General features: G+C 73.1%; 23 protein-coding genes and 1 pseudogene. 9 read left to right on the plus strand and 15 right to left on the minus strand.

The genetic code is table 11. The features are described 5' to 3' along the window. Window positions 1-79 precede the first annotated feature (79 nt). From OG245_RS08050 to OG245_RS08065, 4 genes are all read right to left on the minus strand, one after another. Window positions 80-2,020 (minus strand): TerD family protein, encoded by a 1,941-nt coding sequence (locus OG245_RS08050; protein ID WP_371622835.1) that lies wholly within the window; start codon window positions 2,018-2,020, stop codon window positions 80-82. Window positions 2,021-2,251: 231 nt separating this feature from the next. Then, window positions 2,252-2,830, minus strand: a complete 579-nt coding sequence (locus tag OG245_RS08055; protein ID WP_371622836.1) for a TerD family protein — start codon at window positions 2,828-2,830, stop codon at window positions 2,252-2,254. Window positions 2,831-3,025: 195 nt separating this feature from the next. Beyond that, the gene (gene uvrB, locus OG245_RS08060) at window positions 3,026-5,155 is read right to left on the minus strand and encodes an excinuclease ABC subunit UvrB (protein WP_371622837.1); all 2,130 of its coding nucleotides are present in this window, start codon (window positions 5,153-5,155) and stop codon (window positions 3,026-3,028) included. Between the two features lie 39 nt (window positions 5,156-5,194). After that, complete coding sequence (locus OG245_RS08065) at window positions 5,195-6,025, minus strand: MHYT domain-containing protein (protein ID WP_371622838.1); 831 nt, start codon at window positions 6,023-6,025, stop codon at window positions 5,195-5,197. 228 nt (window positions 6,026-6,253) lie between these two features. Between OG245_RS08065 and OG245_RS08070 the strand changes: the two genes are divergently transcribed. The 3 genes from OG245_RS08070 to OG245_RS08080 all read left to right on the plus strand — a co-directional run bounded on the left by OG245_RS08070 (window position 6,254) and on the right by OG245_RS08080 (window position 9,285). Then, the gene (locus OG245_RS08070; protein ID WP_371622839.1) at window positions 6,254-7,135 is read left to right on the plus strand and encodes a glycerophosphodiester phosphodiesterase family protein; all 882 of its coding nucleotides are present in this window, start codon (window positions 6,254-6,256) and stop codon (window positions 7,133-7,135) included. A 77-nt stretch (window positions 7,136-7,212) separates the two neighbouring features. Continuing rightward, a complete protein-coding gene (locus tag OG245_RS08075) occupies window positions 7,213-7,770 on the plus strand; it encodes a methylated-DNA--[protein]-cysteine S-methyltransferase (protein ID WP_371622840.1) in 558 nt (185 codons plus the stop codon). A 312-nt stretch (window positions 7,771-8,082) separates the two neighbouring features. Continuing rightward, window positions 8,083-9,285 (plus strand): MFS transporter, encoded by a 1,203-nt coding sequence (locus tag OG245_RS08080; RefSeq protein ID WP_371627837.1) that lies wholly within the window; start codon window positions 8,083-8,085, stop codon window positions 9,283-9,285. A gap of 94 nt (window positions 9,286-9,379) precedes the next feature. On the opposite strand, the gene OG245_RS08085 is transcribed toward OG245_RS08080, so the two are convergent. Then, entirely contained in the window at window positions 9,380-9,742 is a 363-nt protein-coding gene (locus OG245_RS08085) for a cupin domain-containing protein (RefSeq protein WP_371622841.1), read from the minus strand. 104 nt (window positions 9,743-9,846) lie between these two features. On the opposite strand from OG245_RS08085, the gene OG245_RS08090 reads away from it, so the two are divergent. Both OG245_RS08090 and OG245_RS08095 read left to right on the plus strand, forming a co-directional pair. Beyond that, complete coding sequence (locus tag OG245_RS08090; RefSeq protein ID WP_371622842.1) at window positions 9,847-10,827, plus strand: pseudouridine-5'-phosphate glycosidase; 981 nt, start codon at window positions 9,847-9,849, stop codon at window positions 10,825-10,827. Beyond that, a complete protein-coding gene (locus tag OG245_RS08095; protein WP_371622843.1) occupies window positions 10,824-11,738 on the plus strand; it encodes a carbohydrate kinase family protein in 915 nt (304 codons plus the stop codon). Before OG245_RS08090 ends, OG245_RS08095 begins: the two co-directional genes overlap by 4 nt. Before the next feature lie 55 nt (window positions 11,739-11,793). Here the strand turns inward: OG245_RS08095 and OG245_RS08100 are convergent, their stop codons facing one another. Further along, a complete protein-coding gene (locus tag OG245_RS08100; RefSeq protein ID WP_371622844.1) occupies window positions 11,794-12,441 on the minus strand; it encodes a uridine kinase in 648 nt (215 codons plus the stop codon). A 69-nt stretch (window positions 12,442-12,510) separates the two neighbouring features. Next, complete coding sequence (locus tag OG245_RS08105) at window positions 12,511-13,203, minus strand: winged helix-turn-helix transcriptional regulator (RefSeq protein ID WP_371622845.1); 693 nt, start codon at window positions 13,201-13,203, stop codon at window positions 12,511-12,513. Between the two features lie 85 nt (window positions 13,204-13,288). Here OG245_RS08105 and OG245_RS08110 point away from each other — a divergent pair, with 85 nt between their 5' ends. After that, window positions 13,289-14,500, plus strand: coding sequence for a pyridoxal phosphate-dependent aminotransferase (locus OG245_RS08110; RefSeq protein ID WP_371622846.1), 1,212 nt, complete (start codon window positions 13,289-13,291; stop codon window positions 14,498-14,500). A 77-nt stretch (window positions 14,501-14,577) separates the two neighbouring features. Here OG245_RS08110 and OG245_RS08115 read toward each other — a convergent pair. From OG245_RS08115 to OG245_RS08130, 4 genes and pseudogenes are all read right to left on the minus strand, one after another. Then, a pseudogene (locus tag OG245_RS08115) lies at window positions 14,578-15,350 on the minus strand (VWA domain-containing protein); the annotation flags it as partial. A gap of 120 nt (window positions 15,351-15,470) precedes the next feature. After that, complete coding sequence (locus OG245_RS08120) at window positions 15,471-16,826, minus strand: SWIM zinc finger family protein (protein ID WP_371622847.1); 1,356 nt, start codon at window positions 16,824-16,826, stop codon at window positions 15,471-15,473. After that, complete coding sequence (locus OG245_RS08125) at window positions 16,823-19,846, minus strand: SNF2-related protein (RefSeq protein WP_371622848.1); 3,024 nt, start codon at window positions 19,844-19,846, stop codon at window positions 16,823-16,825. Before OG245_RS08125 ends, OG245_RS08120 begins: the two co-directional genes overlap by 4 nt. 169 nt (window positions 19,847-20,015) lie before the next feature. Then, a complete protein-coding gene (locus OG245_RS08130) occupies window positions 20,016-20,930 on the minus strand; it encodes a slipin family protein (protein WP_371622849.1) in 915 nt (304 codons plus the stop codon). 257 nt (window positions 20,931-21,187) lie between these two features. Between OG245_RS08130 and OG245_RS08135 the strand changes: the two genes are divergently transcribed. Continuing rightward, window positions 21,188-21,541: a hypothetical protein gene (locus tag OG245_RS08135; RefSeq protein WP_371622850.1), complete on the plus strand. Its 354-nt coding sequence runs from the start codon at window positions 21,188-21,190 to the stop codon at window positions 21,539-21,541. A gap of 17 nt (window positions 21,542-21,558) precedes the next feature. Here OG245_RS08135 and OG245_RS08140 read toward each other — a convergent pair whose 3' ends face one another. Further along, window positions 21,559-22,257: a class I SAM-dependent methyltransferase gene (locus tag OG245_RS08140; RefSeq protein ID WP_371622851.1), complete on the minus strand. Its 699-nt coding sequence runs from the start codon at window positions 22,255-22,257 to the stop codon at window positions 21,559-21,561. Window positions 22,258-22,409: 152 nt separating this feature from the next. Between OG245_RS08140 and OG245_RS08145 the strand changes: the two genes are divergently transcribed. Further along, the gene (locus tag OG245_RS08145; RefSeq protein WP_371622852.1) at window positions 22,410-22,739 is read left to right on the plus strand and encodes a DUF6343 family protein; all 330 of its coding nucleotides are present in this window, start codon (window positions 22,410-22,412) and stop codon (window positions 22,737-22,739) included. 186 nt (window positions 22,740-22,925) lie between these two features. Here the strand turns inward: OG245_RS08145 and OG245_RS08150 are convergent, their stop codons facing one another. From OG245_RS08150 to OG245_RS08160, 3 genes are all read right to left on the minus strand, one after another. Then, complete coding sequence (locus OG245_RS08150) at window positions 22,926-23,294, minus strand: tetratricopeptide repeat protein (RefSeq protein ID WP_371622853.1); 369 nt, start codon at window positions 23,292-23,294, stop codon at window positions 22,926-22,928. Between the two features lie 92 nt (window positions 23,295-23,386). Next, entirely contained in the window at window positions 23,387-23,989 is a 603-nt protein-coding gene (coaE, locus tag OG245_RS08155) for a dephospho-CoA kinase (RefSeq protein WP_371622854.1), read from the minus strand. A 31-nt stretch (window positions 23,990-24,020) separates the two neighbouring features. Next, complete coding sequence (locus tag OG245_RS08160) at window positions 24,021-24,959, minus strand: PAC2 family protein (protein ID WP_371622855.1); 939 nt, start codon at window positions 24,957-24,959, stop codon at window positions 24,021-24,023. Between the two features lie 316 nt (window positions 24,960-25,275). On the opposite strand from OG245_RS08160, the gene OG245_RS08165 reads away from it, so the two are divergent. Then, window positions 25,276-26,235 carry a right-handed parallel beta-helix repeat-containing protein gene (locus OG245_RS08165; RefSeq protein ID WP_371622856.1) on the plus strand — a complete coding sequence of 320 codons (960 nt, stop codon included), beginning with the start codon at window positions 25,276-25,278 and terminating at the stop codon, window positions 26,233-26,235. Window positions 26,236-26,323 lie beyond the last annotated feature (88 nt).

Here is a 26,323-nt window from a genome sequence, read left to right on the forward strand (position 1 = left end):
CAGTACAGGTATCACCAAGTAAAGGTAAAGGAAAGAGTAAAGAAGTCGTCAAAACAGCAGGTCAGACTTGGTCGCTAGGTCAGCGGCCGGCGGCCCGACGGGCTGCTGCAACCGCCGTGAGCACCTGTTCCAGGACGCGGCTGCCCGGCGGGACCGCCAACGGCTCGTACGTCCAGGCATGCCCGACCCATGGGTCGGCGAGGTGGCTGTCGGCTACCGGGGTGATCCGCAGCAGCGAACGCCACAGCGGGTCGAGCACCGGCCCGTACGCACGGGCCTCCTCCCGGTCCGCGACCATCAGGAGGTGCACCCCGACCGCGGGGCCCTCGTCGGCGAGATAGCGGAGCTGGGTGACGGCCCGGTCGTCGAAGCCGTGCGGGAAGTCGTTGACCACCAGGAGCTGCTCACCGGTGTCCAGATCGGGCGGGAGCGAATCGGCCGCCCCGGCCCGCACCGCCATCTGCACCAGGTCCACCCGCCGGGTGAGGTGGGCGAGGACCGAGGCCACTCCCCCGGGCCCGGCGGCGGGCGGTCCGGCGAGGACGCCCGCGTCGACCAGCGGAGCGAGCGGAGCGGCCGCCGCGCCCGCCGGGTCGATGACGTGCACCGAGAACTCCCCGGGCGGATACACCGCGAGCAGCCGCGCGGCGTGGGCGACCGCGGTCTCCATGGCCAGCCGACGCAGCCGGTCGGTGTCCATCGGCGCGGCCGCCTCCGACGCCGTCCTTCCGCTGTCCACCCAGATCCCGCGCTCCAGCGGCAGCCGGACGAGCAGCGGGATGCGCAGGTCGGTGCGCTCGGGCAGGTGGAGGTCGCCGACGCGCAGCGCCATCGGTATCTCCATGGGGACGCGGTGGGCGTGCCAGACGGGGTTGTCCCAGCCGGCGTACGCGGCCGGGAGCGCGGGCTCGACGACGGCCGCCTCGGCGGCCAGCTGGGCCAGATCGCGGTCGAGGACCTCCCGGGCCCGGGAGGTCAGCTCGTCGCGCTTGGCGCGGGCCCCCTCGCGGGCGCGGTCCCCCGCACCGCCGATCCGGTTGCGCGGGTCCGACAGCGCCCGGTCGAGCTCCTGGTCCATGCGGGACTCGGCGAAGTCCACGGCGCTGCGGTAGGCGGCGACCGCGCGGGCCAGATCCTCGAACATGCCCCAGATCTGGTTGTAGAGGCGCTCGTCCATCGACCAGCCGGTGGCGTCCCCCGCGACCGGCTGCGCGGCCTGTCCGGGCTGGGGCGCGGGCGCGGTGGGCGGGGGCGACGGAGGTGCGGCGTGCTGCCGCCGCGGGTGCGCGTAGTCGATGGGGCCGCCGGCGGCCGGGGCGGTGTGCGGCTGAGGGGTGGTGGCCGGGTCGGCCAGCGGCTCGGGGGGCTCCGGGGCCGACGGCGTGGGCGGGCGGTGGTCCGCGGAGCCCGTCGCGTGCCGTACGCGGTCGCCTCCCTGGGTCCGCGGCGGCGGCGCCACCGAGCGGGCCAGGCCCCGGGTGACGGCCTCCTGAATGGATCCGGCCAGTCCGGTGGCCTCGGCCACGCCTTGGTCGGCGAGCATCTCGGCGAGTCCGCCGGCGTACCCCTGTCCCACGGCGCGGACCTTCCAGGCGTCCTGGCGGCGGTAGAGCTCCAGGGCGCTGACCGCGGACTCGGCGTCCAGGCCGGTGAGCGTGAAGGTGGCGATCTCGGCGCCGTCGAGCCCGGTGACGGCGACGAAGGGCGCGGGGACGGCGCCGAAGCGTGCCGGGCCGCCGGCTCCGACGGGGAGCGCGAGCAGGACGGTGACCCGGTGGGCGCCGGCGGGCAGTGCCTCCAGGTCGACGGCGAGGCGGTGGTCGGCCGCCGCCTGCTGGGAGACCTCGAGGCCGGGGAGCTGGGGCGAGCCGGGGTGGGCGATCCATTCGACGCCGCGCACCGTGCCCCGTTCGTCGCCGAGGGTGGCCCCGGCCACGACGGGCGTGCCCGCCGATACCCGGATCTCCAGACGGGTCTGGGGCAAGGTGTGGTTCTGCCCCCGGACCAGTTCGGCCGTCATTGCCCTGTCCCCCTCGACGATGGCCCGTGCTCTGGTGGGCGCGGTGCCGTGCGATGCCGTGCTCTGCGGTGCGATGCGGTGCCGTGCTCTGTCGTGCGGTGCGGTGCGGTGCGTGACCGTGAACGGGCGTGCCGTGGGCGGCCGTGCCGCGTGTGGGGCAGCTCCCGGCGGCGGGCGCCTCCGGGAGCTGCCCCTGCCCGGTGCCGACCGTGTGCCGGACCGGTGCGGGTCCTACAGGTGCGGGAGGATCGACGGCATCAGGTCCTGGAAGGTGCGGCCGTTGGCCGGGTTCCCGAGGGCCGTCATCTGCCATCCGCTGCCCGAGCGGTGCACCTTCGCCATGATCTGGGCGGTGTACTGGCCGCCGCCGTCGAGCGTGTACCGGGCGAGCTCCTGGCCGTTGGTCTCGTCGACGATGCGGCAGAAGGCGTGTCGGACCTCCTGGAACGTCTGCCCGGTGAAGGAGTTCACCGTGAAGACGATCTGGTCGATGTGGACCGGCACACGCTGGAGGTCGACGAGGATCGCCTCGTCGTCGCCGCCGGAGCCGGCGCCGCCGACCAGGTTGTCACCGGTGTGCTTGACGGAGCCGTCATCGCTGACGAGGTGGCGGAAGAACACGACGTCGACCGGCTGCTTCTCGGCGAAGAGCACCGCCGAGGCGTCCAGGTCGACCTCACGGGTGCGCGAACCGAACAGGCCACGGCGCGGAGCCGCCTGCCAGCCGAGCCCCATCCGTACCGCGGTCAGGGTCCCCCCGTCGCTCTTCTGCAGGCTGATGGCCTGACCCTTGGTCATATTGACCGTCACGCGCTGTCCCCTCTCGGCATTGCCCCGCAGCCATCCGTGTGCGGTTTCACCGCACCCTACGCATTCCACCCCGGGCGGCAGCAGGCTCGGTCCGCTTTTGTGTCGGTCTTGCAACACACCCGGCACGGCATGCCCGGCGGCACGGAATCCGCGCCGGATTCCCCTCCGGAATCCGCGCCCGTCGGGCCGCCGGAATCAGGCGAGGCCCGCCTCCTTCATCTGGCGCAGCTCCTTCTTCAGTTCACCGACCTCGTCGCGCAGCCTGGCGGCCACCTCGAACTGCAGATCCGCGGCGGCGGCCCGCATCCGCTCGGTCATCTCCTCGATGATCCCGGCCAGCTCGGTGGCGGGCCGGTCGCTGAGCACCGCGCCGGGCGAGGCCGCCTTGCCCTTCGCCCCGCCCTTGGCCGCCTTGGAGCCGAGCGCGGGCACCGGCGCCTTGGCCTCCTTGCCCTGCCGGTAGCCGGTGCCGAGCAGCTGCTCGGTGTCGACCTCCTCGCGGGCGATGGTCGCGACGATGTCGTTGATCTTCTTGCGCAGCGGCTGCGGGTCGATGCCGCGCTCGGTGTTGTACGCGACCTGCTTCTCGCGGCGGCGGTTCGTCTCGTCGATCGCCTGCGCCATGGCCGGGGTGATCTTGTCGGCGTACATGTGGACCTGGCCGGAGACGTTACGGGCGGCGCGGCCGATCGTCTGGATGAGCGAGGTGCCCGAGCGCAGGAAGCCCTGCTTGTCGGCGTCGAGGATGGCCACGAGGGACACCTCGGGGAGGTCGAGGCCCTCACGCAGGAGGTTGATGCCGACGAGCACGTCGTACTCGCCGGAACGCAGCTCGCGCAGCAGCTCGATGCGGCGCAGGGTGTCGACGTCGCTGTGCAGATAGCGGACCTGGATGCCGAGTTCCAGGAAGTAGTCGGTGAGGTCCTCCGACATCTTCTTGGTGAGCGTGGTGACCAGGACCCGCTCGTCGCGCTCGACGCGCTGGCGGATCTCGTGGACCAGGTCGTCGATCTGGCCCTCGGTGGGCTTGACCACGACCTCGGGGTCGACGAGGCCGGTGGGGCGGATGATCTGCTCGACGAACCCGTCGCCGCGCGAGAGCTCGTACTTCCCCGGGGTGGCGGAGAGGTACACCGTCTGGTCGATCCGCTTCAGGAACTCCTCCCACTTCAGCGGCCGGTTGTCCATCGCGGACGGCAGCCGGAAGCCGTGGTCGACGAGGGTCCGCTTGCGGGAGGCGTCGCCCTCGTACATCGCGCCGATCTGCGGGACCGTGACGTGGGACTCGTCCAGGACGAGCAGGAAGTCGTCCGGGAAGTAGTCGAGGAGGGTGTTGGGGGCGGTGCCGGGCGCGCGGTCGTCGAAGTGCATCGAGTAGTTCTCGACGCCGGAGCAGGTGCCGATCTGGCGGAGCATCTCGATGTCGTACGTGGTGCGCATGCGCAGCCGCTGGGCCTCCAGCATCTTGCCCTGCTTCTCCAGCTCGGCCAGGCGCTGCTCCAGCTCCCGCTCGATGCCGCCGACGGCCTTCTCCATGCGCTCGGGCCCGGCGACATAGTGGCTGGCGGGGAAGACGTGGACCGTGGGGTCCTCGCTGATGATCTCGCCGGTCAGCGGATGGAGCGTGGACAGGGCCTCGATCTCGTCGCCGAACATCTCGATCCGGACGGCGAGCTCCTCGTAGACCGGGAAGATCTCGATGGTGTCGCCCCGGACCCGGAACGTGCCGCGGGTGAACGCCAGGTCGTTGCGGCTGTACTGCATCTCGACGAAGCGGCGCAGCAGCTGGTCGCGGTCGATCTCCTCGCCGACCTTGAGCTGGACCATGCGGTCCACGTACTCCTGCGGCGTGCCGAGGCCGTAGATGCAGGAGACCGAGGCGACCACGACGACGTCGCGCCGGGTGAGCAGCGAATTCGTCGCCGAGTGGCGCAGCCGCTCGACCTCCTCGTTGATGGAGGAGTCCTTCTCGATGTAGGTGTCCGACTGCGGGACGTACGCCTCGGGCTGGTAGTAGTCGTAGTACGAGACGAAATACTCCACCGCGTTGTTCGGGAGGAGCTCACGGAACTCGTTGGCCAGCTGCGCGGCGAGGGTCTTGTTCGGCGCCATCACCAGGGTGGGGCGCTGCAGCTTCTCGATCATCCACGCGGTGGTCGCGGACTTGCCGGTGCCGGTCGCGCCGAGCAGGACCACGTCCTTCTCGTCCGCGCGGATGCGCCGCTCCAGCTCGGCGATGGCCGCCGGCTGGTCGCCGCTGGGCTGGTAGGGACTGACGACCTCGAAGGGCGCCACCGAACGTTCGATCTTGGAAACGGGCCGCATGCATCCACCGTACGGCCCGCCACTGACAACGGCCCCGGATCAGCGGTACCGGGCCCCTCCCGCCCCCTCGCGGGCGGTGCTCCGCGGGCGCTGCCCGGCCCGCCGGTGCGGACCGGGTTCACCCGTCACTGCCCCGGGGTCGAACAGGAGCACCACGGCGGCGAGCAGCAGGAAGCACGCGGGGCCGGCCAGCATCGGGCCGATCATCTCGGCGGGCCGGTCGCCGGGCAGGACGTCGGACAGGTCGGACGGCAGGGTGGGCGGCAGGTGCAGGTGCACGTCGAGCGCGGCCATGCCGGTGTAGTGCATCCCGGTGACCGCGACGGCCATCAGGATGCTGGCGCCGAGACCGGAGAGGGCTCCCCGGAGGCTGACAGCGGCCCACAGGGCGCCCGTGGCGGCGATGCCGGCGATCAGCACCGAGAGGACGACGAGGGGCGTGTCGTAGGCGAACCGCGCGTCCATGCGCATGCCCGCCATGCCGAGATAGTGCATGGAGGCGATGCCGAGGCCGGTGATGGTGCCTCCCGTGATCAACGCCATGCGGGTCGCGCCCCGGTACCCGACAATGAAGATGCCGATGCCGACCATCAGCACGGCCACGGCCAGGCCCGCGAAGGTGAGGGGTTTGTCGTAGGAGATCGGAGCCTCCTGGACGGTGAAGCCCGTCATCGCGACGAAGTGCATGGTCCACACCCCGGAGCCGATGGACAGCGAACCCAGCGCCAGCCAGCCGGCCCGCCAGGAACGTGAGGCGTGAAGGGACCGGGTGGTGCAACGGAGTCCGAGGGCGGCTCCCAGGGCGGCCATCAGGAAGGCCGCGACCGGAGTCACCAGGCCGTAGGTGAATCCGTCGACTGTTCCTTGCATGCGCGTACGCCCTTCGAAAAGCCCGGGGTCGAGGAGGGTCCTTAAGGGGCGAGTCCCGGCAGGCAGACAAAGAAAGCACATTTTATCGGCACAGCCGTGTGCCCTGCTCCGGCGGTGGCCCCGGGATCGAAGGTTCCGTTCATTTCGCGGCCATCACCGCCCCGCCGGGCGTTGGCGGGCCGCTGTCACTCTCTGCGTGTCCGCACTCTCCCGACGTGAGGAGTCACCGTGTTCGTCCGCACAGCCACCGCCTCCACCACGGCCGCCGCCCTGCTCGGCGCCGGCGCCCTGCTGCTGCCCGCCGACCGGCCCGAGGCTCCGGAGCGGCAGGGGCAGGACGCCCCGGTCGTCGTGGCACACCGGGGGGCGTCGGGCTACGCGCCGGAGAACACCCTCGCCGCCGTCGACGCCGCCGACGCGCTCGGCATCTCCTGGGTCGAGAACGACGTCCACCGCACCCGTGACGGCGAGCTCGTCGTGCTCCACGACACCGACCTGAAGCGCACGACGGACGTCGAGCAGGTCTTCCCCGACCGGGCGCCGTGGGCGGTCAAGGACTTCACCGCGGCGGAGGTGGCGAAGCTCGACGCGGGCAGCTGGTTCGGACCGCAGTTCACCGGGGCCCGGGTGCCGACGCTCACCCAGTTCCTGCACCGCATGGAGCGCAACCGGCAGAAGCTGCTCCTGGAGATCAAGAGCCCGGCGACCTACCCGGGCATCGAGCGGGACATCATCCGGGTCCTGGGCCGGTCGGGGTGGCTGGACCGCTCCCACGTACGGAGCCGGCTGGTCATCCAGAGCTTCGGCGCCGACAGCGTGAAGAAGGTGCACAGCCTGCGCCCCGACATCACGACGGGCTTCCTGGGCACCCCGGCGGTGGCCGACCTGCCCTCGTACGCGGCGTTCACCGATCAGATCAACCCCTCGTACGCGACGATCGGCGCCGACTACGTGGCCGCCGTCCAGCGGCTCAAGGGCCCGCACGGCAAGCGTCTGCGGGTGAACACGTGGACGGTCAACAAGGCGGCGGACGCGGTGAAGGCCCGTGACTACGGGGTCGACGGCATCATCACCAACTTCCCCGACGTGGTGCGCGACGCGACGAGCTGACCCGGCGGAGGGGTGGGCCCCTCGCTCTCCCGCCGACGGGCCCGCCGCTGTCAGTGGCGGGTCGTACGGTGGTCGGCATGAACAGCTACGGGACCGGTGCCGGGCCGGTCGTCGAGTGGACCGTCGTGGACAGCGACATCGGCCCGCTGCTGCTCGCCGCGACCGGCTCCGGTCTGGTGAGTGTGTCCTTCCACGCCCGCCCCGCCGTGCGGGACGCGGTCCTCGACCGGTTGCGGACCCGTTTCGGCACGGAGCCGGTGGAGGCGCCCGATTCCCCGCGACTCGCCGGGCCCGTACGCGCGCTCGCGGAGTATTTCGCCGGCGAGCGGCACGCTTTCGACCTCGATCTGGACTGGTCGCTGACCTCCGGGTTCCACCGTGAGGTGCTCCGCGAGCTGGCGTCCGGGGTGCCCTACGGAACGGTCGTCGGGTACGGAGACCTGGCCGCGCGGGTCGGCCGGCCGGAGGGGGCGCAGGCGGTGGGCGCGGCCATGGGGGCCAACCCGCTGCCGGTGGTGGTGCCGTGTCACCGGGTGGTGGAGAGCGACGGCGGCCTGGGCGGGTTCGGCGGCGGTCTGGAGACCAAGCGGCAACTGCTGGCGCTGGAGGGGGTTCTGCCGCGGCCGCTGTTCTAGGGATCGTGTGCCAGGACGCTCGTGGCGAGAGGTCTGTTCCAGGGCCCTCGTCCAGGGGTCTTGTTCCAGCGGTCTTGGTCCAGTGCGCTCGTTCGGATCACGACGGGCTCGCAGGGTTCACCGGTCCGGACGAAAGCTCCTGGACTCTCCGGTCGATCAGCGCTCTCCGGTCGATCAGTGTCAGGAGTCATTCACCCGTCCGGGTGCACGGCGGCGGCCGAGCGGTGACACACTGCGCCGGTGACGCGACCTTCCTCCCTCTCCCCGGTCACGGCCGCCGACGTGCCCGCTCTCCAGCGCCGGACGTCGGCCGTGCTCATCGTCAGCCAGATACTCGGCGGCCTCGGCGTGGCCGTCGGCATCGCCCTGGCCCCGCTACTGGCCGCCGAGGTGAGTGGTTCGGAGGCGCTGTCCGGGCTGGCGCCGACCGCGTCCGTCGTCGGCACGGCGCTGCTGTCACTGCCGCTGGCCGCCCTGATGACCGCCCGGGGCCGCAGGTCCGGCCTGGCGCTCGCCTATCTGATCGGTGCGCTGGGCGGCGGCCTGGTGGTCCTCGCCACGATGCTGTCCAGCTTCCCGCTGCTGCTGCTCGGCATGGCCGCTTTCGGCGCGGGATCCCTGGCCGGTCTCCAGGCCAGGTTCGCGGCGGCCGACCTGGTGGGGCCGGAGCGGCGGGGGCGGGCGATCTCCGTCGTCGTCTGGGCCACCACGATCGGCTCGGTCGTGGGCCCCAACATCTCCGCCCCGGCGAGCCGGCTGTTCCGCGGTACGCCGGTGCCCGAGGCCGCCGGGCCGTATCTGTGCTCGGCGGCCGTGTTCCTGCTCGCCGCGGTGGTCGTGGCGCTCGCGCTGCGTCCGGATCCGCTCCTCACGGCCCGCGCCCTGGCTCCGGAGGGCCCGACCGGGCCGCCGAAGCGTTCCCTGCGCGCCGGGATCGAGGCCGTCCGGGAGTCGCCGATGGCGCGGCTCGCGCTGCTGACGGTCACCGTGTCGCACACCGCCATGGTGTCGATCATGGTCATGACCCCGGTCGACCTGGGCCGGCACGGCGCCGGTCTCCAGTTGATCGGGCTCGTCATCAGCGGGCACATCGCGGGCATGTACGCGTTCTCACCGGTGATGGGCTGGCTGGCCGACCGGTTCGGCCGGCTCACCGTGATCGGACTGGCCGTCGGACTGCTGAGCTGCGCCGCTCTGCTCGCGGGCACCGCGGGGCCCCGGCACGGGCAGACCGCCGCGGGCCTGTTCCTGCTGGGCCTCGGCTGGTCGGCGGGGATGATCGCCGGTTCGGCGCTGCTCACCGACGCGGTGCCGCGCTCGGCCCAGGCCGCGGTGCAGGGGCTGTCGGACCTGACCATGAACGCGGCGGCGGCCGTCGGCGGGGCGGCGGCCGGGGTGATCGTCGCCCAGTGGGGATACGGCCCTCTCAACGCGATCGGCGCCGCCCTGCTGCTGCCGGTCGCAGCGCTCGCCCTGCACCGGAGCCTGCGGCGGCCGGGAGCGGTCAGCGGCTGACACGCCGCCGGACCGCACGCCGGCCACAGCCGCCACCCACTGCCTCAACCGCCCTCGGCGCGACCGCAGTTGTCAGCCGCAGCTCTCAGAGGCCTCAGAGGCTGATGTGGTACGCCTTGCGGAGCGTCTCGTGAACCGTCCAGGTCGTCCGGTCGCCCTCGCGCAGGACGCAGGCGTCCCCCGGGCCGATCTCCAGCGTCGCCCCGCCCTCGACTGCGACGGTCGCCCGGCCGCTGACGACCACGAACAGCTCGTTCGCCTCGGTGTCGGTGACCACACCGGGCGTGATCTGCCAGATCCCCCGGAGCTGCTTGCCATCGGCCGACTCCCACAGCACCTTGCCCGTCACCACGGGATCGCCCGAGACGATCTGCGCCGGATCGAGTGGCTCCGGTACGAGTTCGGCGTCGGGGATGTGTACGGCGAAGGAGGCGGGGACCTGGTCGTTTGTCGTCATGGCCGGTCACCTTAGCGACCACTTCCGGCCACCCTGCGGCCAGGACCCGCCGGGCGACGCCCGTCCGTGGTTTGCGCCCCTCCCGGCCGCGACAGGGATGGGGCATGCCTCAGAACCCACCGGACCAGCGTCCCGCTCCACGCGAGAACCGCGAGAACTCTGGGACGAACGCCTACGACCTCGTGCTCTCGGCCCAGGTGCGGACCGCCCTGAGCGCCGGTCTGCCCGTCGTGGCACTGGAGTCGACGATCATCGCGCACGGTCTGCCGCGGCCCCGCAACCTGTCCGTGGCCCGGGAGCTGGAGGGGCTCGTCCGGTCCGCGGGCGCCGTCCCGGCCACCGTCGCCGTCCTGGACGGGCGGGCCCATGTCGGTCTGGACGAGGATCAGTTGGCGCGGGTTGCCGGAGACCCGGCCGTACGCAAACTGGGTCACCGCGATCTCGCCCCGGCACTCGCCGCCGGGGCGAGCGGGGCGACGACGGTGTCCGCGACGGCGTTCCTGGCGGCGCGGGCGGGCCTCGGCGTCTTCGCGACGGGCGGGCTCGGCGGCGTACACCGCGCGTGGGCCGAGAACCAGGACGAGTCGGCCGATCTGCGGCTGCTCGCCCGCACCAGGATCACCGTGGTCTGCGCGGGCGTGAAGTCGATCCTCGACGTCCCGGCGACCCTCCAGCGGCTGGAGACCCTCGGCGTCTCCGTCGTCGGCTACGGCACCGGGCGCTTCCCCGGCTTCTACCTGAGCAGTTCCGGCGAACCCGTCGACTGGACGGTGCACAGCCCCGAGGAGGTGGTGCAGGTGATCCGGGCGAAGGAGGCGCTGGGCGGCCCGCCGGCCGCGCTGATCGTCGCCAACCCCGTGGCGGAGCAGCATCAGTTGGATCCGGTACTGCACGACCGGGTGCTCGCGGAGGCGCTGGACGCGTGCCGGGAGCGGGGCATCTCGGGGCAGGGCGTGACTCCGTTCCTGCTGGACCAGTTGATGCGGCGCACCGGGGGCGCGTCGCTGGAGGCGAACCTGGCGGCCGTCCGCGGGAACGTGGTCCTCGCGGCGCGGATCGCCGTCGCGGCGGCGGGCGCCCGGTGAACCGTCCGGCGGCGGGCGGTGGGCTGCTGGTGGTGGGGGACGTGGTCACGGACGTGGTGGCGCGGTACGGATCGGCGCTCGCCCACGGTACGGACACGGCGGCCCGGATCCGTACGCTGCCGGGCGGCGCCGGGGCCAACGTCGCCTGCTGGGCGGCGCGTTCGGGGTGCACGGACGTGCGCCTGCTGGCCAGGGCGGGGGCGGACTCGGCCGGCTGGCACCGGGAGGAGCTGGAGCGGGCGGGGGTGCGGGCGTTCCTGGCGGTGGACCGCGAGTTTCCGACGGCGACGGTCATCGCCCTGGTCGACGCGGCGGCGGAGCGCACGTTCCTGACCGATGGCGGGGCGGTGCTGCGGCTCGCCGTCGAGGACTTCGCGCCCGCCATGCTCGACGGCGTCGGGCGGCTGCACCTCTCCGGCTATCTCCTGTTCGCCGGGGTGAGCCGGGCCGCCGCCCTCCTCGCCCTGCGCACCGCCGTGGAGCGGGGCGTTCCGGTGAGTGTGGATCCGGCGTCGGCCGGGTTCCTCGGCGAGCTGGGCCCCCGGCGGTTCCTGGAGTTCGCGGCGGGAGCGGAGCTGTTGCTCCCGAACGCGGACGAGGCACGCCTGCTCACCGGGGCATCCGGACCGGAGTCCGCGGCGGCCGAGTTGAGCCGGTGGTTCCCGCGCGTCGTCGTCACCCTGGGCGCGCGGGGAGCCGTGCTGGCCGCCGGGGGCGAGGTCATCGGCCGCGTCCCCGCCCCGCCGGTGCGCGAGCCGGTCGACTCGACGGGGGCGGGCGACGCGTTCACCGGCGGGTTCCTCGCGGCTCTGCTGGCCGGGGCCGACGACATGGCCGCGGCGGCGGAGGGCTGCCGGGCGGGGGCGGCGGCGGTGGCCACGGTGGGCGGCCGACCACCGCCGGTCCGGTGACGGGTGGCGCCGGGGCAGGCAGTCCCGGGGCGGGCAGTCCCGGGGCGGACGCCGTTCACCCGCTTCCGGGCAGCCCCGACCACGCGGGGTGCGAGGGGTCGTCCGCCCGGACCACCACGTCCGCGCGCTCCATGGGCGCCACCTCGTCCTCGTACCGGGCGAAGGCGGGCAGGGTCCAGCGTTCCGGCTCCGCCGTACGCCGCCGCAGCGCCCCCGGGGACAACCGCAGATGGACGCCGAGCGCGAACGGGAACCAGTGCCCCAGCAGGAACGGGCCGTGCACGACGACCACCCCGCCCTCGGGCAGGGACTGGTACGGGGTCCGGGTGGCGCGGTCGGTCACGGGGTCCCACAGGTCGGGCAGCACACGACCGGAGCCGCCCGCCTCCAGCGGCCCGAACACCTCGCGCCACAGCGCCCCGGTGTCGTACCAGCTGTCGAGGTACGCGTCCGGGTCCCGCTTCCCGTACTCGAAGCGCAGGCTCGCCGGGCGCAGGAAGCCCTCCGTGGAGACGACGAGCACCGCACGGCCGAGCAGCCGCAGTTCCCGCGCGAGGCGCTCGGCGCTCGCGTCGGTGCGGGCGGCCGGCGCGCCGTCGATGCCGAGCGCGAGCCAGGGCCCGCCGTCGGCGGCGGACAGCCCGTCGGCGTACCGGGCCAGCTCGCCGGCCAGCCGTTCCCAGGTGATCGCTTCGAGTCTCACGGCTCCATCATCGCCGGACCGGCGGTGGGACGCCCGGGCGAGGGAGGTCCGGCCGCCCGTGAGCGAGGCTCAGGCGCCCCGCAGTTCGGCGGCGAGCGGGCCTTCGCCGAGCACCTCGACGCGACCGTCCTTCACCGCCTCCGCGAGGGTCGCCCCGCCCCGCGCGAGCTCCAGGCACACCTCGGCGTCGAGGACGATCCGGGCGTCGGGGCGGTCGGCGGGTCCGTATCCGTACACCGCGGCGACCGCTTCGGCGGCCGGGAGCGGGAGGCCCGCCGCCCCACCGACGCGGAGGTGGAACTCGCCCTCCTCCAGCCGGACTTCGAGAACGCCCTCCCGCGTGAGCCCGGCGAGGGCGCCGAGCAGGGGCAGGGCGAACCAGTGGGCCCGCACCGCGTCCGTGGGGCGGCGCTCGGCGAGCGCGGGCGCCCCCCACGCGGCGAGGGCGGCGAGGACGGGCAGCAGGCCGTGGCCGCGCGTGGTGAGCTCGTAGACCGTCGCGGCCGACGGAGGCGGCAGCTTGCGGCGCAGGGCCAGGCCGGTCTGCTCCATGTCCTTGAGCCGGGAGGCCAGCACGTCCGTGCTGACGCCGGGCAGGTCGGCGTGCAGGTCGGTGTACCGGCGCGGCCCGCCCAGCAGTTCACGGACGATCAGCAGCGTCCACCGGTCGCCGACGGAGTCGAGGGCGCGGGCGGTGGCGTCGAACTGGTCGTAGCTCCGGCGGCGGACGGGGCGTGCTGCTGGCTGCTGCTGACGTGGCATGCGACGCAGTCTAGACATGTTGTTGGACTTTCCAAGCTGAAGCTTGGTAAAACCAAGTATCGCAATTCGGCTCGGGAGGCAGCGCATGGAGTTCCGGCAGTCCAGCAAGCTCAACGAGGTCTGCTACGAGATCCGGGGCCCGGTCATCGAGCACGCCAACGCCCTGGAGGAGGCGGGCCACAGCGTGCTCCGGCTCAACACGGGCAATCCGGCGCTCTTCGGCTTCGAGGCTCCCGAGGAGATCGTCCAGGACATGATCCGGATGCTGCCGCAGGCCCACGGCTACACCGACTCGCGCGGCATCCTCTCGGCCCGGCGGGCGGTGGTCCAGCGTTACCAGGCCATGGGGCTGACCGAGATCGGCGTGGACGACGTGTTCCTCGGCAACGGGGTTTCCGAGCTGATCTCCATGGCGGTGCAGGCGCTGCTGGAGGACGGCGACGAGGTGCTGATCCCGGCCCCGGACTTCCCGCTGTGGACGGCGGTGACCACGCTCGCGGGCGGCAAGGCGGTGCACTACGTCTGCGACGAGGAGTCCGACTGGAATCCGGATCTCGCCGACATGGCCGCGAAGATCACCGACCGGACCAGGGCCGTCGTGATCATCAACCCGAACAACCCGACCGGGGCCGTCTATCCGCGCGAGATCCTCGAAGGCATCCTCGATCTGGCCCGGCGGCACGGACTGATGGTGTTCGCCGACGAGATCTACGACCAGATCCTGTACGACGGGGCCGAGCACCACAGCGCGGCGGTCCTCGCCCCCGACCTGGTCTGCCTCACCTTCAGCGGTCTGTCGAAGACGTACCGGGTGGCCGGCTTCCGGTCCGGCTGGATGGTGGTGTCCGGCCCGCGGCAGCACGCCCGCAACTATCTGGAGGGCCTCACCATGCTGGCCTCCATGCGCCTGTGCCCCAACGCCCCCGCCCAGTACGCCATTCAGGCCGCGCTCGGCGGACGGCAGTCGATCCGGGAGCTGGTCGCGCCGGGCGGGAGGCTGCACGAGCAGCGCGACCGGGCCTGGGAGCGGCTGAACGAGATCCCCGGCGTCTCGTGCGTGAAGCCGAAGGGCGCGCTGTACGCCTTCCCACGCATCGATCCGAAGGTGCACCCCATCGTCGACGACGAGAAGTTCGTGCTGGACCTGCTGCTGCGGGAGAAGATCCAGGTGGTGCAGGGCACCGGCTTCAGCTGGCCGCGCCCGGACCACTTCCGCATCCTGACCCTCCCGTACGCCGACGACCTCGACGCGGCGATCAGCCGCATCGGCCGCTTCCTGAACGGATACCGGCAGTGATCCGCGCGCACGGTCCGGCCGGGGCCGGATGAGGCGGATCCGGCCAGGGTCAGAGGAGGCGGATCCCAGCCAGGAGGTCAGATGAGGCGGAAGAGATCCGCGGCGGCGTGGACGTCGGTGAGGTCCTCGATGGACCGGAGGTTGTCGCACAGCGCTTCCAGGACCGAACCGGCCTCGGCGGCGCCCGGGGCACCGACCGCGAGGCCGAAGACGCGGAAGCCCAGCACCCGCCTGGCCTCCCTCCAGCCACGCATCCACTCCTCGGTGACGCCGCACTCGTCGTCGGTGATCATCACGATGTCGCCCCGCGTGGTGGCGGCGTCGTCGAACTCCTCCTCCAGCAGTTCGCGGGCCACGGTCAGGGGTGCCTGGTTGCTGGTGCCGCCGCCGAGGAAGGTCTCCGCGAGGTCGAGCACCTGCTCGATGCCGGCGGACCGGCCGGCCGGGAAACGGAAGACCTGGAGCCTGTCCTCCGCGGAGAACAGGATGCCGACGAAGTCGCGCCCGGCATGGCGGGCCTGGTCCAGCAGCGCCAGGGCACACGCCTTGGGCCACGCCTCCCGCGTGACCCCGCCGCGTACATCGAGTGGGAGGTGTCCACGCACGCGATGACGGCGCCCCGCCCCGTCGGCTGCTCGCCCCGGCTGTCGTAGAGCATCAGCTCCCCGGCGGCGTACCGCGCGGCGAAGACGGCACGCAGCTCGGGCAGGCCGAGGTTGGCCGGCTCGGAGGGGATCAGACGGGAGAGGTCGTCGCCGAGTGTGACGCCGACCAACTCCCCCGCGGCGCTCTCCACCCTGCGGGCCCGCTCCCCGTCGGCCATCTGCCGGAAGCGGCCGATCAGTTCGGCCGAGCCGCCGTCAGGTCCTGGTGTGCCTTGGACTTGACGCCCTTCTCCACTGCGATGATCTGATTGAGTTTCGCCACGTCGTGGACGCTGACAGGGCCAACTCCCCGCCGGCCAAAGGTTTTACCGTACGTACGACGGGTCGTCGGCCCCGGAGGTGTCGGGGGCGGAGTCGCCGGCCAGCAGGGCTTCCAGGGCGGCCACCGGGTCGGGGTCCGGGGCGGCGCGCGGCCACCAGTCGTCGGCGCCGGGATCGGATTCGTAGCCGTACCACCGGTGGTCGCGGCCGAAGCGGAGCTGGAGCGAACCGTCCGGGTGGGTGAGGTGGTTGCGCCAGGGTGTGAAGCGCGGGAAGTCGGCGGCGGCGAGCGCGGGCCTGGCCCGGTCGAAGGGGCCGGCCGGCGGATCCCAGGGCGTCTGAAGCACCGCGAGGCCCTCGGCCTCGCCCTGCCGCCAGGCCGCGACGGCGCGGGCGAGGTCGGTGGTGGTGCGGCCGGTGGCGTAGGCCAGCTCCCGGTAGAGCGCGCGGGTGGTGGCGGTGAGCCCTGCGGTCGGCCGGGCCGCGGCGAGGCGGACCGCGTCCTGCCACGGGGTGAGCCCGGCCAGCGGATCACGGCCCGTGGTCAGCAGGGCGTGGGCGCGGGCGGCGGCGTCGGTGGCGAGTTGGTCCAGGCCCAACGGGTCGCGGGCGCCGGGCAGATCCGGATACGACGGTGGCTGACCGGGATGCGGCGGTACGGGCAGGGGCGCCGGGAGCGGCGGCAGGAAGCGGGCGGCGAAGGCCTCCCGGGCCCCGACCGACGGGACGGCGGGGGCGGCGGGGCGCTCGCGGGCGGAGTGCTCGGCGTTGCGCCGGCCCAGCTCGTCCAGCAGCTCGCGCTCGCCCCGGCCCCGCATCAGCAGCAGGACGAACGGGTCGCTGTCGAGCAGCAGGGCCGTCTGGAAGCAGAGGGCGGCGACGTGCTTGCAGGGCCGCCCGTGGTCGGGGCAGGTGCAGGTGGGGTCGAGGTCGTCGGCGGCGGGCAGCAGCCGGACACCGGCCTCCTCGGCGGTGGGGACCAGGGAGTGCGGCATCTCCTTGGCCAGCAGCGCGGACAGATGGCCGGGGTGGGCGGCGACCGCGTCGAGCAGGGTCTCCCAGCCGGGGTCGGTGAAGGTGCGCAGCCGCAGCTCGGCGCGGTAGGGGCGGGCCCGGCTGCCGTGCACATAGGCGACGACCCGCCCGGGGGTGACGGTGATCGCGGCGACCTTGCCGTCGTCGGCATAGGCACGGCCGCGGGCGAGCCGGGCCTCGTCCATGGACAGCGACTCCAGCGCGTCCACCCAGGCCCGGCCCCACCAGCTGCCGGCGAAGGGCTCGCCCTCGGCGGAGGTGCGGGCGGGCACCGCCTCGAAGGTGCGCCGCAGGTCGTCCGGGCCGGGCCGGGCGCGGGGTGCCGACCTCCGGGCGGCCGGGCCGGTGGCCGGGCGCGGGCTCATGCGGGCCTCCGCAGCGATACGAGGTCGGCGAGGTCACGGTCGCTCAGCTCGGTCAGGGCGCTCTCGCCGCTGCCGAGCACCGCGTCGGCCAGGACCCGCTTGGACTCCAGCAGCTCGGCGATCCGGTCCTCCACGGTGCCCTCCGCGATGATCCGGTGGACCTGCACGGGCTGGGTCTGGCCGATGCGGTACGCCCGGTCGGTGGCCTGCTCCTCCACGGCGGGGTTCCACCAGCGGTCGAAGTGGACGACATGGGCGGCGCGGGTCAGGTTCAGCCCGGTGCCGGCCGCCTTGAGGGAGAGCAGGAAGACGGGGACCTCCGCGGACTGGAAGCGGTCCACCATCCGCTCCCGCTCGGCCACCGGTGTGCCGCCGTGGAGGAGCTGGGAGGGGATCGCGCGGGAGGCGAGGTGCGCGGAGAGGAGCTTCGCCATCGCCACGTACTGGGTGAAGATCAGGACCGAGCCGTCCTCGGACAGGATCGTGTCGAGCAGCTCGTCGAGGAGGGCGAGCTTGCCGGAGCGGCCCGTGAGCCGGGTGGGCTCCTCCTTCAGATACTGGGCGGGGTGGTTGCAGATCTGCTTGAGCGAGGTCAGCAGCTTCATGACGAGGCCCCGCCGGGCGATGCCCTCCGCCGCCTCGATCTGCGCCATCGTCTCGCGGACGGCCGCCTCGTAGAGCGTGGCCTGTTCGCGGGTGAGGGAGACGGGGTGGTCGGTCTCCGTCTTGGGCGGCAGCTCGGGAGCGATGCCGGGGTCGGACTTCTTGCGCCGCAGGAGGAAGGGCCGCACCAGCCGGGACAGCCGCTCCACCGCCTCCTCGTTGCCCAGGCCCGCGGCGGTGCCGGTGTTCTCCACGATCCGGGCGTGCCGGGCGCGGAACGCCTTGAGCGGGCCGAGCAGTCCGGGTGTGGTCCAGTCGAGGAGCGCCCAGAGCTCGGAGAGGTTGTTCTCGACGGGGGTGCCGGTGAGGGCGACCCGGGCCGGGGCGGGGATGGTGCGCAGCGCCTTGGCCGTGGAGGAGTGCGGATTCTTGACGTGCTGCGCCTCGTCGGCGACGACCAGGCCCCAGCTCTGCTCGGCGAGCCGGGGGGCGCTGGAGCGCATCGTGCCGTAGGTGGTGAGGACGAAGCCGCCGTCCGGGTCGCTCAGGGTGCGGTCTGTGCCGTGGAAGCGGCGCACGGGGACGCCGGGGGCGAAGCGGTTGATCTCGCGGTGCCAGTTGCCGAGGAGGGAGGCGGGGCAGACCACCAGGGTGGGCGCGGGGTGCGCCCGGTGCAGATGGAGGGCGATGAGGGTGATCGTCTTGCCGAGGCCCATGTCGTCGGCGAGGCAGCCGCCGAGCCCGAGCGAGGTCATCCGGTCCAGCCAGGCCAGACCGCGCAGTTGGTAGTCGCGCAGGGTCGCGTCGAGGCCGGGCGGGGGCGCGATCGTGGTGTCCTGGGCGAGGATCCGCGTACGGAGGGCGGCCAGCGCCCCGGCGGGGACGGCGTCCACCCGCTCGCCGTCCACCTCCGCGCTGCCGGTGAGGGCGACGGCGAGCGCGTCCACCGGGTCCAGGAGTCCCAGCTCCCGCTTGCGTGCCTTGCGTACGAGGGCGGGGTCGACGACCACCCACTGGTCGCGCAGCCGCACCACCGGGCGGTGGGCCTCGGCCAGGGTGTCCATCTCGGCTTCGGTCAGCCGCTCCTCGCCCAGGGACAGCTGCCAGTCGAAGGCGAAGAGGTGCTCGGCGTCGAAGAAGGACGTGCCGTCGGTGGCCGATCCGGGCGCGGGCCGCACGACGGCGGTCGCGGTGAGGGAACGGGCCAGCTCGCGCGGCCAGTGCACCTCGACCCCGGCGGCGGCCAGCCGGGATCCCGCGTCGCTCAGCAGCTCGTACAGCTCGTCCTCGGTGATCGCGAGCACATCAGGGGCGGGCTGCCCCAGCAGCCGTTCCAGCGGGGCCCAGACGCGGGCGGCGCGACGCAGTGCCAGCACCGCGTCGACGCGGGCCCGCGGCCCGAACGGCTCGCCCGCCGCGCCGTGCCAGAGGGCGGCCGCGTCCACCACGTACGTCGGGTCGGCGAGGCTGTGGACCTGGACGACGGCAGCGGCGGCGTGCCGGACCGCCGGGTCGTCCGGGTGCTCCGGCCGCGCGGGTCCCCCGTCGGTCTCCGCCTCCTCGCGGGCGGCCGTGACCGCGTAGGAGTCGGCGGTGTCGAACAGCTCGTACGCGGAGAGGTCCAGGCGCAGCGAGATCCGCACGCCCGCGTCCAGGCCCGAGGCGACCTCCACGGCCCAGGCCGCGGCATGGGGCAGGTGCTGGGCCTCGCGGGCGGCGAACGGCGCGCCCATCGCGAACGCCGCGGCGGGCGTGCGCGGCAGGGTGTCGGCGACGGCGTCCAGGAACGCCCCGATCAGGACCTCGGGGTCGGGGAGCCGGGGCGGCGCGGAACCGGGGACGGGCGCCGCGTGTCCCTCGGGCGGCAGGGCGGCGGCGACCGCCCGCAGATGCGCGACGTCCTCGGCGTCCCTCGGGCCCGCCCGCCAGGCGTCGTGGCCGTCGGCCGTGAGTCCGGGGAGGAGCCTGCCGCGGGCGACGAGCTGGAGGGCGTGCAGCGCGGCCGCGCCCCAGCAGCGGGTGGCGGGATGGGCGGAGCCCTGGTGACGCGCCCGGACGAGCAGGGGCAGCGCGTCGGCGACGGACAGCAGAGCCGCGGGCGTCGCCACGGCGCGGACGCTCCCGGGGCCCGCCGCCGGGTCCGGCCGGACGACGGTGAGCGGGGCGGTGGTGCACGGGACGGAGTCGGGGCGGGCGGAGGTCTCCGCGTACCCGAAGGGCGTGCCGGTCCGCCCCTGCGCGGCGGCGTGGTGCCACGGGTCGGCGCCCGCGACCGGGTCCCAGAAGGCGACGCGGCCGTCCCTGGGCACCTGGCCGGGCAGGAAGACCGCCGCGCAGCGCAGCAGGCGTCCGGCGTCGGCGGTACGGAAGGTGTCCTCGGTGTCCCGCGGCTCGTCCTCCCGGGTCCGTGCCGTCATGTCCACCACCCCCTCCCACCTGATCACGGTCTCCGTCGGCACGGAATGTGCTGACTCCGCGAGTCTAGGCGGGAGGTCTGACACTGCGGACGCCCGTCTCATCGCCGCAGGTCAGCGGCGGTGGAGTCGACCGGACGGGTGCCCCGCCCCGTTCGATCGGCCGCCACGCTCAGTGATGGGCGAGTGGCTGCTCCGCCACGGGCGGTGCGGCCGGGGCGGGGGCGGCGGCCGGCACGGTCCGGGCGGGGGCCGCGGCCGGGCCGCGGAGGGCAGCGGGTACGAACGGGGCGGAGGGCTCGTCCTGCCCCGCCTCCGCCGCCGGCTGCTGCTGCGCTCGCTCCAGGAAGCGGAGCAGCTCCACCGGGAAGGGCAGCACCAGCGTGGAGTTCTTCTCCGCCGCGACGGCGACCACGGTCTGGAGCAGCCTCAGCTGGAGCGCCGCGGGCTGGGCGGACATCTCGCCGGCCGCCTGCGCCAGCTTCTTCGAGGCCTGGAGCTCCGCGTCGGCGTTGATCACCCTGGCCCGCCGCTCCCGGTCGGCCTCGGCCTGGCGGGCCATGGACCGCTTCATGGTCTCCGGCAGCGAGACGTCCTTGATCTCGACCCGGTCGATCTGCACGCCCCAGCTGACCGCGGGGCTGTCGATCATGACCTCCAGCCCCTGGTTCAGCTTCTCGCGGTTGGACAGCAGATCGTCCAGGTCGCTCTTGCCGATGATCGACCGGAGCGAGGTCTGGGCCATCTGCGAGACGGCGAACCGGTAGTCCTCCACCGCGATGACGGCGTTCGTCGGGTCGACCACCTTGAAGTAGATGACGGCGTCCACGCGGACGGTGACGTTGTCCCGGGTGATGCCGTCCTGGGCGGGCACCGGCATGGTGACGATCTGCATGTTGACCTTGCGCAGCCGGTCGATCCCCGGCACGACCATCGTGAAGCCCGGCAGCCGCACGTCCTCGCGCAGCCTGCCGAGCCGCAGCACCACACCGCGCTCGTACTGCCGGATCACCCGCGCCCCCGAAGCCACGTACAGCGCCCCGGCGCAGAGCACCACCACCAACGCGATCACCAGGCCCTCGACCATCACAACCTCCTTCGGAGGAGTGGGAGCGGCCACACGCTCGACTGCACAACACTCTTACCGGCGTTATGCCCCATTTGGATGCACGGTGAACCTCTATCGAGGTGAGGGGAGAAGCCCTCCGGACCTCTGGCTCGCCCGGTCGGCCGCGCACCGGATGCCGGGCCGCCCCCGGCCGGGCAGGGTGGCCAGCGCCAGCACGTCTTCCCGACGTACCGAATCGCCGGACGAGCACCGGACGAGCAGACGAGGACCCGCCCATGTCCGTGACCGCCACCGTTCCCCGCCGACGCCGCCTCGGGATCGCCGCCGGAGCCGCGCTCCTCGCCCTCGCCGTCTCGGGCTGCTCCGGGCTCGGCCGCACGGCGGTGGGCCCGGTGACGTACACGACGGAGCGCGAAGCGGTGCTCCAGGTGAACAGCCCGTCGGTACGCGGCTGCCACCGGATCGCCCCGGCGGGAGCCCACGAGGTGGAGAACGGGACCCTGGTCGACGTCATCCTGTACCGCACCCGGGACTGCACGGGCGGCCGGACGACCTACGTGCCGACCCGGTTCAGCGATGTGACGGCGCCGGGCAGCGGGCCGTGGCGCAGCTACAGCTTCGTGCACTGAGCGACGGGTGCCGCCCCTCAGAGCACGGGCCGGGCCAGCAGCCAGGTGCCGTCGTCGGTGAGGGTGCGGTCCAGGGTCAGCCCGGCCGTCGCCAGGTGCCGGATGAGGTCCTCGTCGGACAGCTCCCGCGACAGGAAGGTCTGCGTCCACCGCGCGTCGTCGAAGTGATACTCCGCGCGCACCGAGCGCACGCCGTCGCCCACCGGATCCGCGGAGACGATCCGGATCAGACCGCCGGAGGGATCGGTCCGCTCCCACGGCAGCTCCGAGCGGTGCGCCGCTCCCTCGCGCTGGAGGAGGACGATCCCGTCGTCCCGTACGTGGGCGCGGCAGACGCGCAGCATCCCGTCGCGCACCCGGTGCTCGCCCGCGTGGACCAGGAAGGAGCCGAGCAGCACCACGTCGAACCGCTCGCCGCCCAGGTCCAGCGTCTCGATGGGGCTCCGCACCCTGCGCGCCCCGACGATCTCCTCCAGCATCTCCGGCGACTCGTCGACCGCCGTCACACCGAACCCGCGCCGCACCAGCGGATGCGTCACCCGGCCCGCCCCGCAGCCCAGTTCGAGAATGCTCGCCCCGGCGGGGGCCACGCTCGCGATCACGTCCGGCTCCTCGCCGACGGACAGCCGGCGGTACAGCTCGACAGCGCACCCGTCCGGCGTGATGGCTCCGGGCCCGGTCCCTTCGTACCCCTCACGTACCAGTGATTCGCTCATGAGGGACGAACGAACCGTCACCGAAAGCGGTTCCCCGCCCATCACGCCGGGTCAGCGCCGGATTCCGCGGCGTAGCGGTCGGGCACCGCCCGGCGGCCCCCTGTCCCGTCCGGTGCCGGACGGGTCCATGCTGGTGGTGTGAGGTGATCGCCATGCGTACCGGCAGTGAACCCGCGACCGCCCGCAGTCCGCTGCGGATGCGGCTCTGGCTGAGCCTGTGGGGCCTGCTCTGGACCCTCTTCGGCGTGGTGGCGTTCTCGCTGACCGGACGGCCGGGCTGGGCGGCGGCCTGCGGCGTGGTGCTGCTGCTCGCGATCCTGGACCTCGGCGTGATCACGTACCGGATGCGCCAGGGCCCGCGCTACCAGCCGGGCCGTGACGTCCCGCCGTACGAGCCGGGCCACGGCCGTCCGCGCGGGCCGGGGCCGGACGGCGGCCGGCGGAACGGAGGGCGGGCGGGCCCTTCCACCGGGCGCGGCTAGGGCGTGTTTCGAAAGTCCCGCCTGCTCGGCGACGCCTGGCACGCACGCTCGCCGCGTTGTCGGGATCACCCCGATACATCCCGTATCGGGGCGACCCTCCGCCTTGCGATCGCACGCACCAGACGCCGCCGAGCCCGCCCTCCGGGCGGACGGCGCTACTTTCGAAACACGCCCTAGGCAGAGCGTTCAGGCCCGCTCGTCGAACTTCGCGGCCCGCAGGTACTCCGGCTTCGGGTCGAGCGCCGCCGCCAGGCGGAAGTGCCGGGTCGCCTGCTCGGGGCGACCGGCCCGCTCGAAGGTGCGGGCCAGCGCGAAGTGGGCGAACGCGTTGTCCGGCTCGCGCTCCAGCACCAGCTCGAACTCCAGCTCGGCGGGGCGCAGTTGGGCGGCGGCAAAGAAGGCGCGGGCCCGGAGCAGCCGGGCGGCGGTGTTCTCCGGATGCGCGGCGATCACCGAGTCGAGGAGCTTGACGGCACCCCGGGGGTCCCGGGCGTCGAGCAGTCGCTCGGCCGCGCGGAAGTCGATGACGTGGGTCTGCGGATTCCTCTCTGGCACGGTCGCGTCCTTCCCTTCCCTCGCGGGTTTCCAACGTACGCCCCGGAGCCGGTATTCCGGTACGTCCGGCCGGGGCGTCCCCGTGCGCGGGCTCAGCGGGCGGCGGCCCTGCGGACCAACTCCTCCCAGACCGCGCGGACCTGCGGTTCCAGCGCCTCCAGCGGCCCGTCGTTGTCCACGATCCGGTCGGCGACGGCCCGGCGCTGCTCGCGGGTGGCCTGTGCGGCCATCCTGGCACGGGCGTCGGACTCCGTCATTCCGCGCAGCGTGACGAGCCGGTGGAGCTGGGTCTCGGCGGAGGCGTCGACGACCACGACCAGGTCGTACAAGGGGGCGAGCCCGTTCTCCACGAGGAGGGGGACGTCGTGGACGACGACGGCGTCCTCGGGAGCCGCCCGTTCCCGTTCGGCCGCTCGGGCGCCGACCAGCGGGTGGACGATCGCGTTGAGCGCGGCCAGCCGCCCGGCGTCGGCGAAGACGAGCGCGCCGAGCGCCGGGCGGTCCAGAGCGCCTTCGGCGGTCAGGACGTCCGGCCCGAACTCCTCGACGACGGCCGCGAGTCCGGGCGTACCGGGCTCGACGACCTCACGGGCGATCCGGTCGGAGTCGATCAGGACGGCGCCGTACGTGACGAGCAGCCGCGACACTTCGCTCTTGCCGGCGCCGATGCCGCCGGTCAGGCCCACTTTCAGCATGGGCCGCAGCCTACGGGCCGGACGGGGGCGCTCAGCCCTCGCCCTCCCGCTCGGCGAGGAAGCGTTCGAACTCGCGGCCGATCTCGTCGGCGGACGGCAGGTCGACCGGCTCGGCGACGAGGTTGCCGCGCGTCTCGGAGCCGGCGACGGCGTCGTACTGGTGCTCCAGGCCCTCGACGAGGGTGACCAGCTCCTCGTCGCCCTGGCCGATCTGCCGGTCGATCTCGGTCTGGGTGCGGTGCGCCTCGGTGCGCAGGGAGTGCGCGAGCGCGGGCAGCACGAGACCGGTCGCCGCGGTGATCGCCTCCAGCGCGGTCAACGCCGCGTCCGGGTAGGAGGACCTGGCGACATAGTGCGGGACGTGCGTGGCGACGCCGAGGACGTCGTGGCCGGACTCCATCAGCCGGTACTCGACGAGGGCTTCGGCCGAACCGGGCACCTGGGCCTCGTCGAAGGGGCTGCGGTGGCCGGGCATCAGGTCGGTGCGGTTGCCGTGCGGGGTGATGCCGACGGGGCGGGTGTGCGGGACGCCCATCGGGATGCCGTGGAAATTCACCGCGAGCCGGACGCCGAGGCGCTCGACGATCTGCTCGACGGCGGCGGCGAACCGCTCCCACTCCACGTCCGGCTCCGGGCCCGACAGCAGCAGGAAGGGGGCTCCGGTGGCGTCCTGGACCACCCGCACCTCCAGGGTGGGGGCCTCGAAGGACGTCCAGCGGTCGCGCCGGAAGGTGAGCAGGGGGCGCCGTGCGCGGTAGTCGACGAGCCGGTCGTGGTCGAAGCGCGCGACGACCTGGTGCGGCAGCGTTTCGAGCAGGCCGTCGACGATCTGCTCGCCGGTCTCGCCCGCGTCGATGTAGCCGTCGAAGTGGTAGAGCATGACCAGGCCGGCCGACTCCTGGGCCAGCGCCATGTCGACGACGGCCAGGCCCTTCGGCTCCCATTCGTACAAACTCTGCGGATCAGGCACGGTTACCGCTCCTCCTCGTATTCCTAGGGAAGAACGCGAAGCGCGGCACGCGCATTCCCCGCACCCGGCCCTTTCCCCGGCGGGACCGGTTCACGGCACGTCAGCCGCCCGTGCCGCGCGGGCCGTTCGGTCTCTCCGGCACGGCCCACCGATCCTGGTCCAGACCTTGACGCACCCCGTCGGCATCCCTACCGTCACTGAGCACAACGTTCAGTCACCCGTCTCACGTTCATGTACGGGAACGTCGATATGCGCGAACCTCGCGCGAGCACCACCGCACGCGGACGTCCGGACTCCTCCACGGGAAGGCACCCCCATGCGCACCCGCTCCCCCCTCACCGCCCTGCTCGCCGCCGCCCTGGCCGCCGGCGGCCTCACCCTGGCCGGCGCCGGGACCGCGAACGCCGCGGTCATCGACGTCAGCACCGCGGCCCAGCTCAAGTCGGCGCTCACCACCGTCTCCCCCGGTGACACGATCCGGCTCGCCGACGGCACGTACACCGGGAACTTCAAGGCCACCCGGCCCGGCGCCTCCGGAGCACGGATCACCCTCACCGGCTCCAGCAGCGCGGTCCTGACCGCGGGCGGCGGCTACGGGCTGCACCTGAACGGCGCCTCGTACTGGACCGTCCAGGGCATCACCCTCAAGGGCGGCCAGAAGGGCATCATGACCGACGCGGCGAACGGCGTCGTCATCGACGCGGTGACCGTGCACGACCTCGACATGGAAGGCGTCCACTTCCGTAAGTCCAGCAAGGACGGCGTCCTGAAGAACTCCCGGATCTACGACACCGGGCAGAACGGGCGCGGCATGGGCGAGGGCGTGTACGTCGGTTCGGCCGGGGACCTCTCCGACCGCAGCGACAACGCGCAGATCCTGAACAACACCATCGGCCCGGACGTCGGCGGCGAGAGCATCGACATCAAGGAGGGCACGACCGGCGCGAGGATCATCGGCAACACCTTCGACGGCCACGGACTGACCGGGGCCAACTACGACGACTCCTGGGTCGACGTGAAGGGCAACAACGTCCTGGTGGAGGGCAACAAGGGGTCCCGCACCACCAACAACGGCTACGAGACGCACACCCAGCAGAGCGGCTGGGGCTGCGGCACCGTCTTCCGGGGCAACTCCTCGAACCTCTCCGGAGCCACCGGCGACAAGCAGCTCGCCATCAACGTCACCAACAACAGCTCCGGTTGCCGCACCACCGTCTACGCCAGCAACACCGTCAGCGGCGGCAAGGGGCTCACGAACATCGCCGTCACCCCGTAGCCGCCCGCTCCGCCCCGTCCCGTGAACGCGAGTGAGGCCCGCCCCCCGAAGGGAACGGGCCTCACTTACCGCTGTACAGCTACCGCAG

The organism is Streptomyces sp. NBC_01116 (assembly GCF_041435495.1).
Lineage (GTDB): Bacteria > Actinomycetota > Actinomycetes > Streptomycetales > Streptomycetaceae > Streptomyces.

Excerpts from the sequence above, each read along its gene's own strand:
- OG245_RS08050 (WP_371622835.1), bottom strand. The coding sequence starts at position 2,020 with ATGACGGCCGAACTGGTCCGGGGGCAGAACCACACCTTGCCCCAGACC.
- uvrB (WP_371622837.1), bottom strand. The coding sequence starts at position 5,155 with ATGCGGCCCGTTTCCAAGATCGAACGTTCGGTGGCGCCCTTCGAGGTC.
- OG245_RS08065 (WP_371622838.1), bottom strand. The coding sequence starts at position 6,025 with ATGCAAGGAACAGTCGACGGATTCACCTACGGCCTGGTGACTCCGGTC.
- OG245_RS08075 (WP_371622840.1), top strand. The coding sequence starts at position 7,213 with ATGAACAGCTACGGGACCGGTGCCGGGCCGGTCGTCGAGTGGACCGTC.
- OG245_RS08085 (WP_371622841.1), bottom strand. The coding sequence starts at position 9,742 with ATGACGACAAACGACCAGGTCCCCGCCTCCTTCGCCGTACACATCCCC.
- OG245_RS08090 (WP_371622842.1), top strand. The coding sequence starts at position 9,847 with ATGCCTCAGAACCCACCGGACCAGCGTCCCGCTCCACGCGAGAACCGC.
- OG245_RS08105 (WP_371622845.1), bottom strand. The coding sequence starts at position 13,203 with ATGCCACGTCAGCAGCAGCCAGCAGCACGCCCCGTCCGCCGCCGGAGC.
- OG245_RS08110 (WP_371622846.1), top strand. The coding sequence starts at position 13,289 with ATGGAGTTCCGGCAGTCCAGCAAGCTCAACGAGGTCTGCTACGAGATC.
- OG245_RS08120 (WP_371622847.1), bottom strand. The coding sequence starts at position 16,826 with ATGAGCCCGCGCCCGGCCACCGGCCCGGCCGCCCGGAGGTCGGCACCC.
- OG245_RS08125 (WP_371622848.1), bottom strand. The coding sequence starts at position 19,846 with ATGACGGCACGGACCCGGGAGGACGAGCCGCGGGACACCGAGGACACC.
- OG245_RS08130 (WP_371622849.1), bottom strand. The coding sequence starts at position 20,930 with ATGGTCGAGGGCCTGGTGATCGCGTTGGTGGTGGTGCTCTGCGCCGGG.
- OG245_RS08135 (WP_371622850.1), top strand. The coding sequence starts at position 21,188 with ATGTCCGTGACCGCCACCGTTCCCCGCCGACGCCGCCTCGGGATCGCC.
- OG245_RS08140 (WP_371622851.1), bottom strand. The coding sequence starts at position 22,257 with ATGAGCGAATCACTGGTACGTGAGGGGTACGAAGGGACCGGGCCCGGA.
- OG245_RS08145 (WP_371622852.1), top strand. The coding sequence starts at position 22,410 with ATGCGTACCGGCAGTGAACCCGCGACCGCCCGCAGTCCGCTGCGGATG.
- coaE (WP_371622854.1), bottom strand. The coding sequence starts at position 23,989 with ATGCTGAAAGTGGGCCTGACCGGCGGCATCGGCGCCGGCAAGAGCGAA.
- OG245_RS08165 (WP_371622856.1), top strand. The coding sequence starts at position 25,276 with ATGCGCACCCGCTCCCCCCTCACCGCCCTGCTCGCCGCCGCCCTGGCC.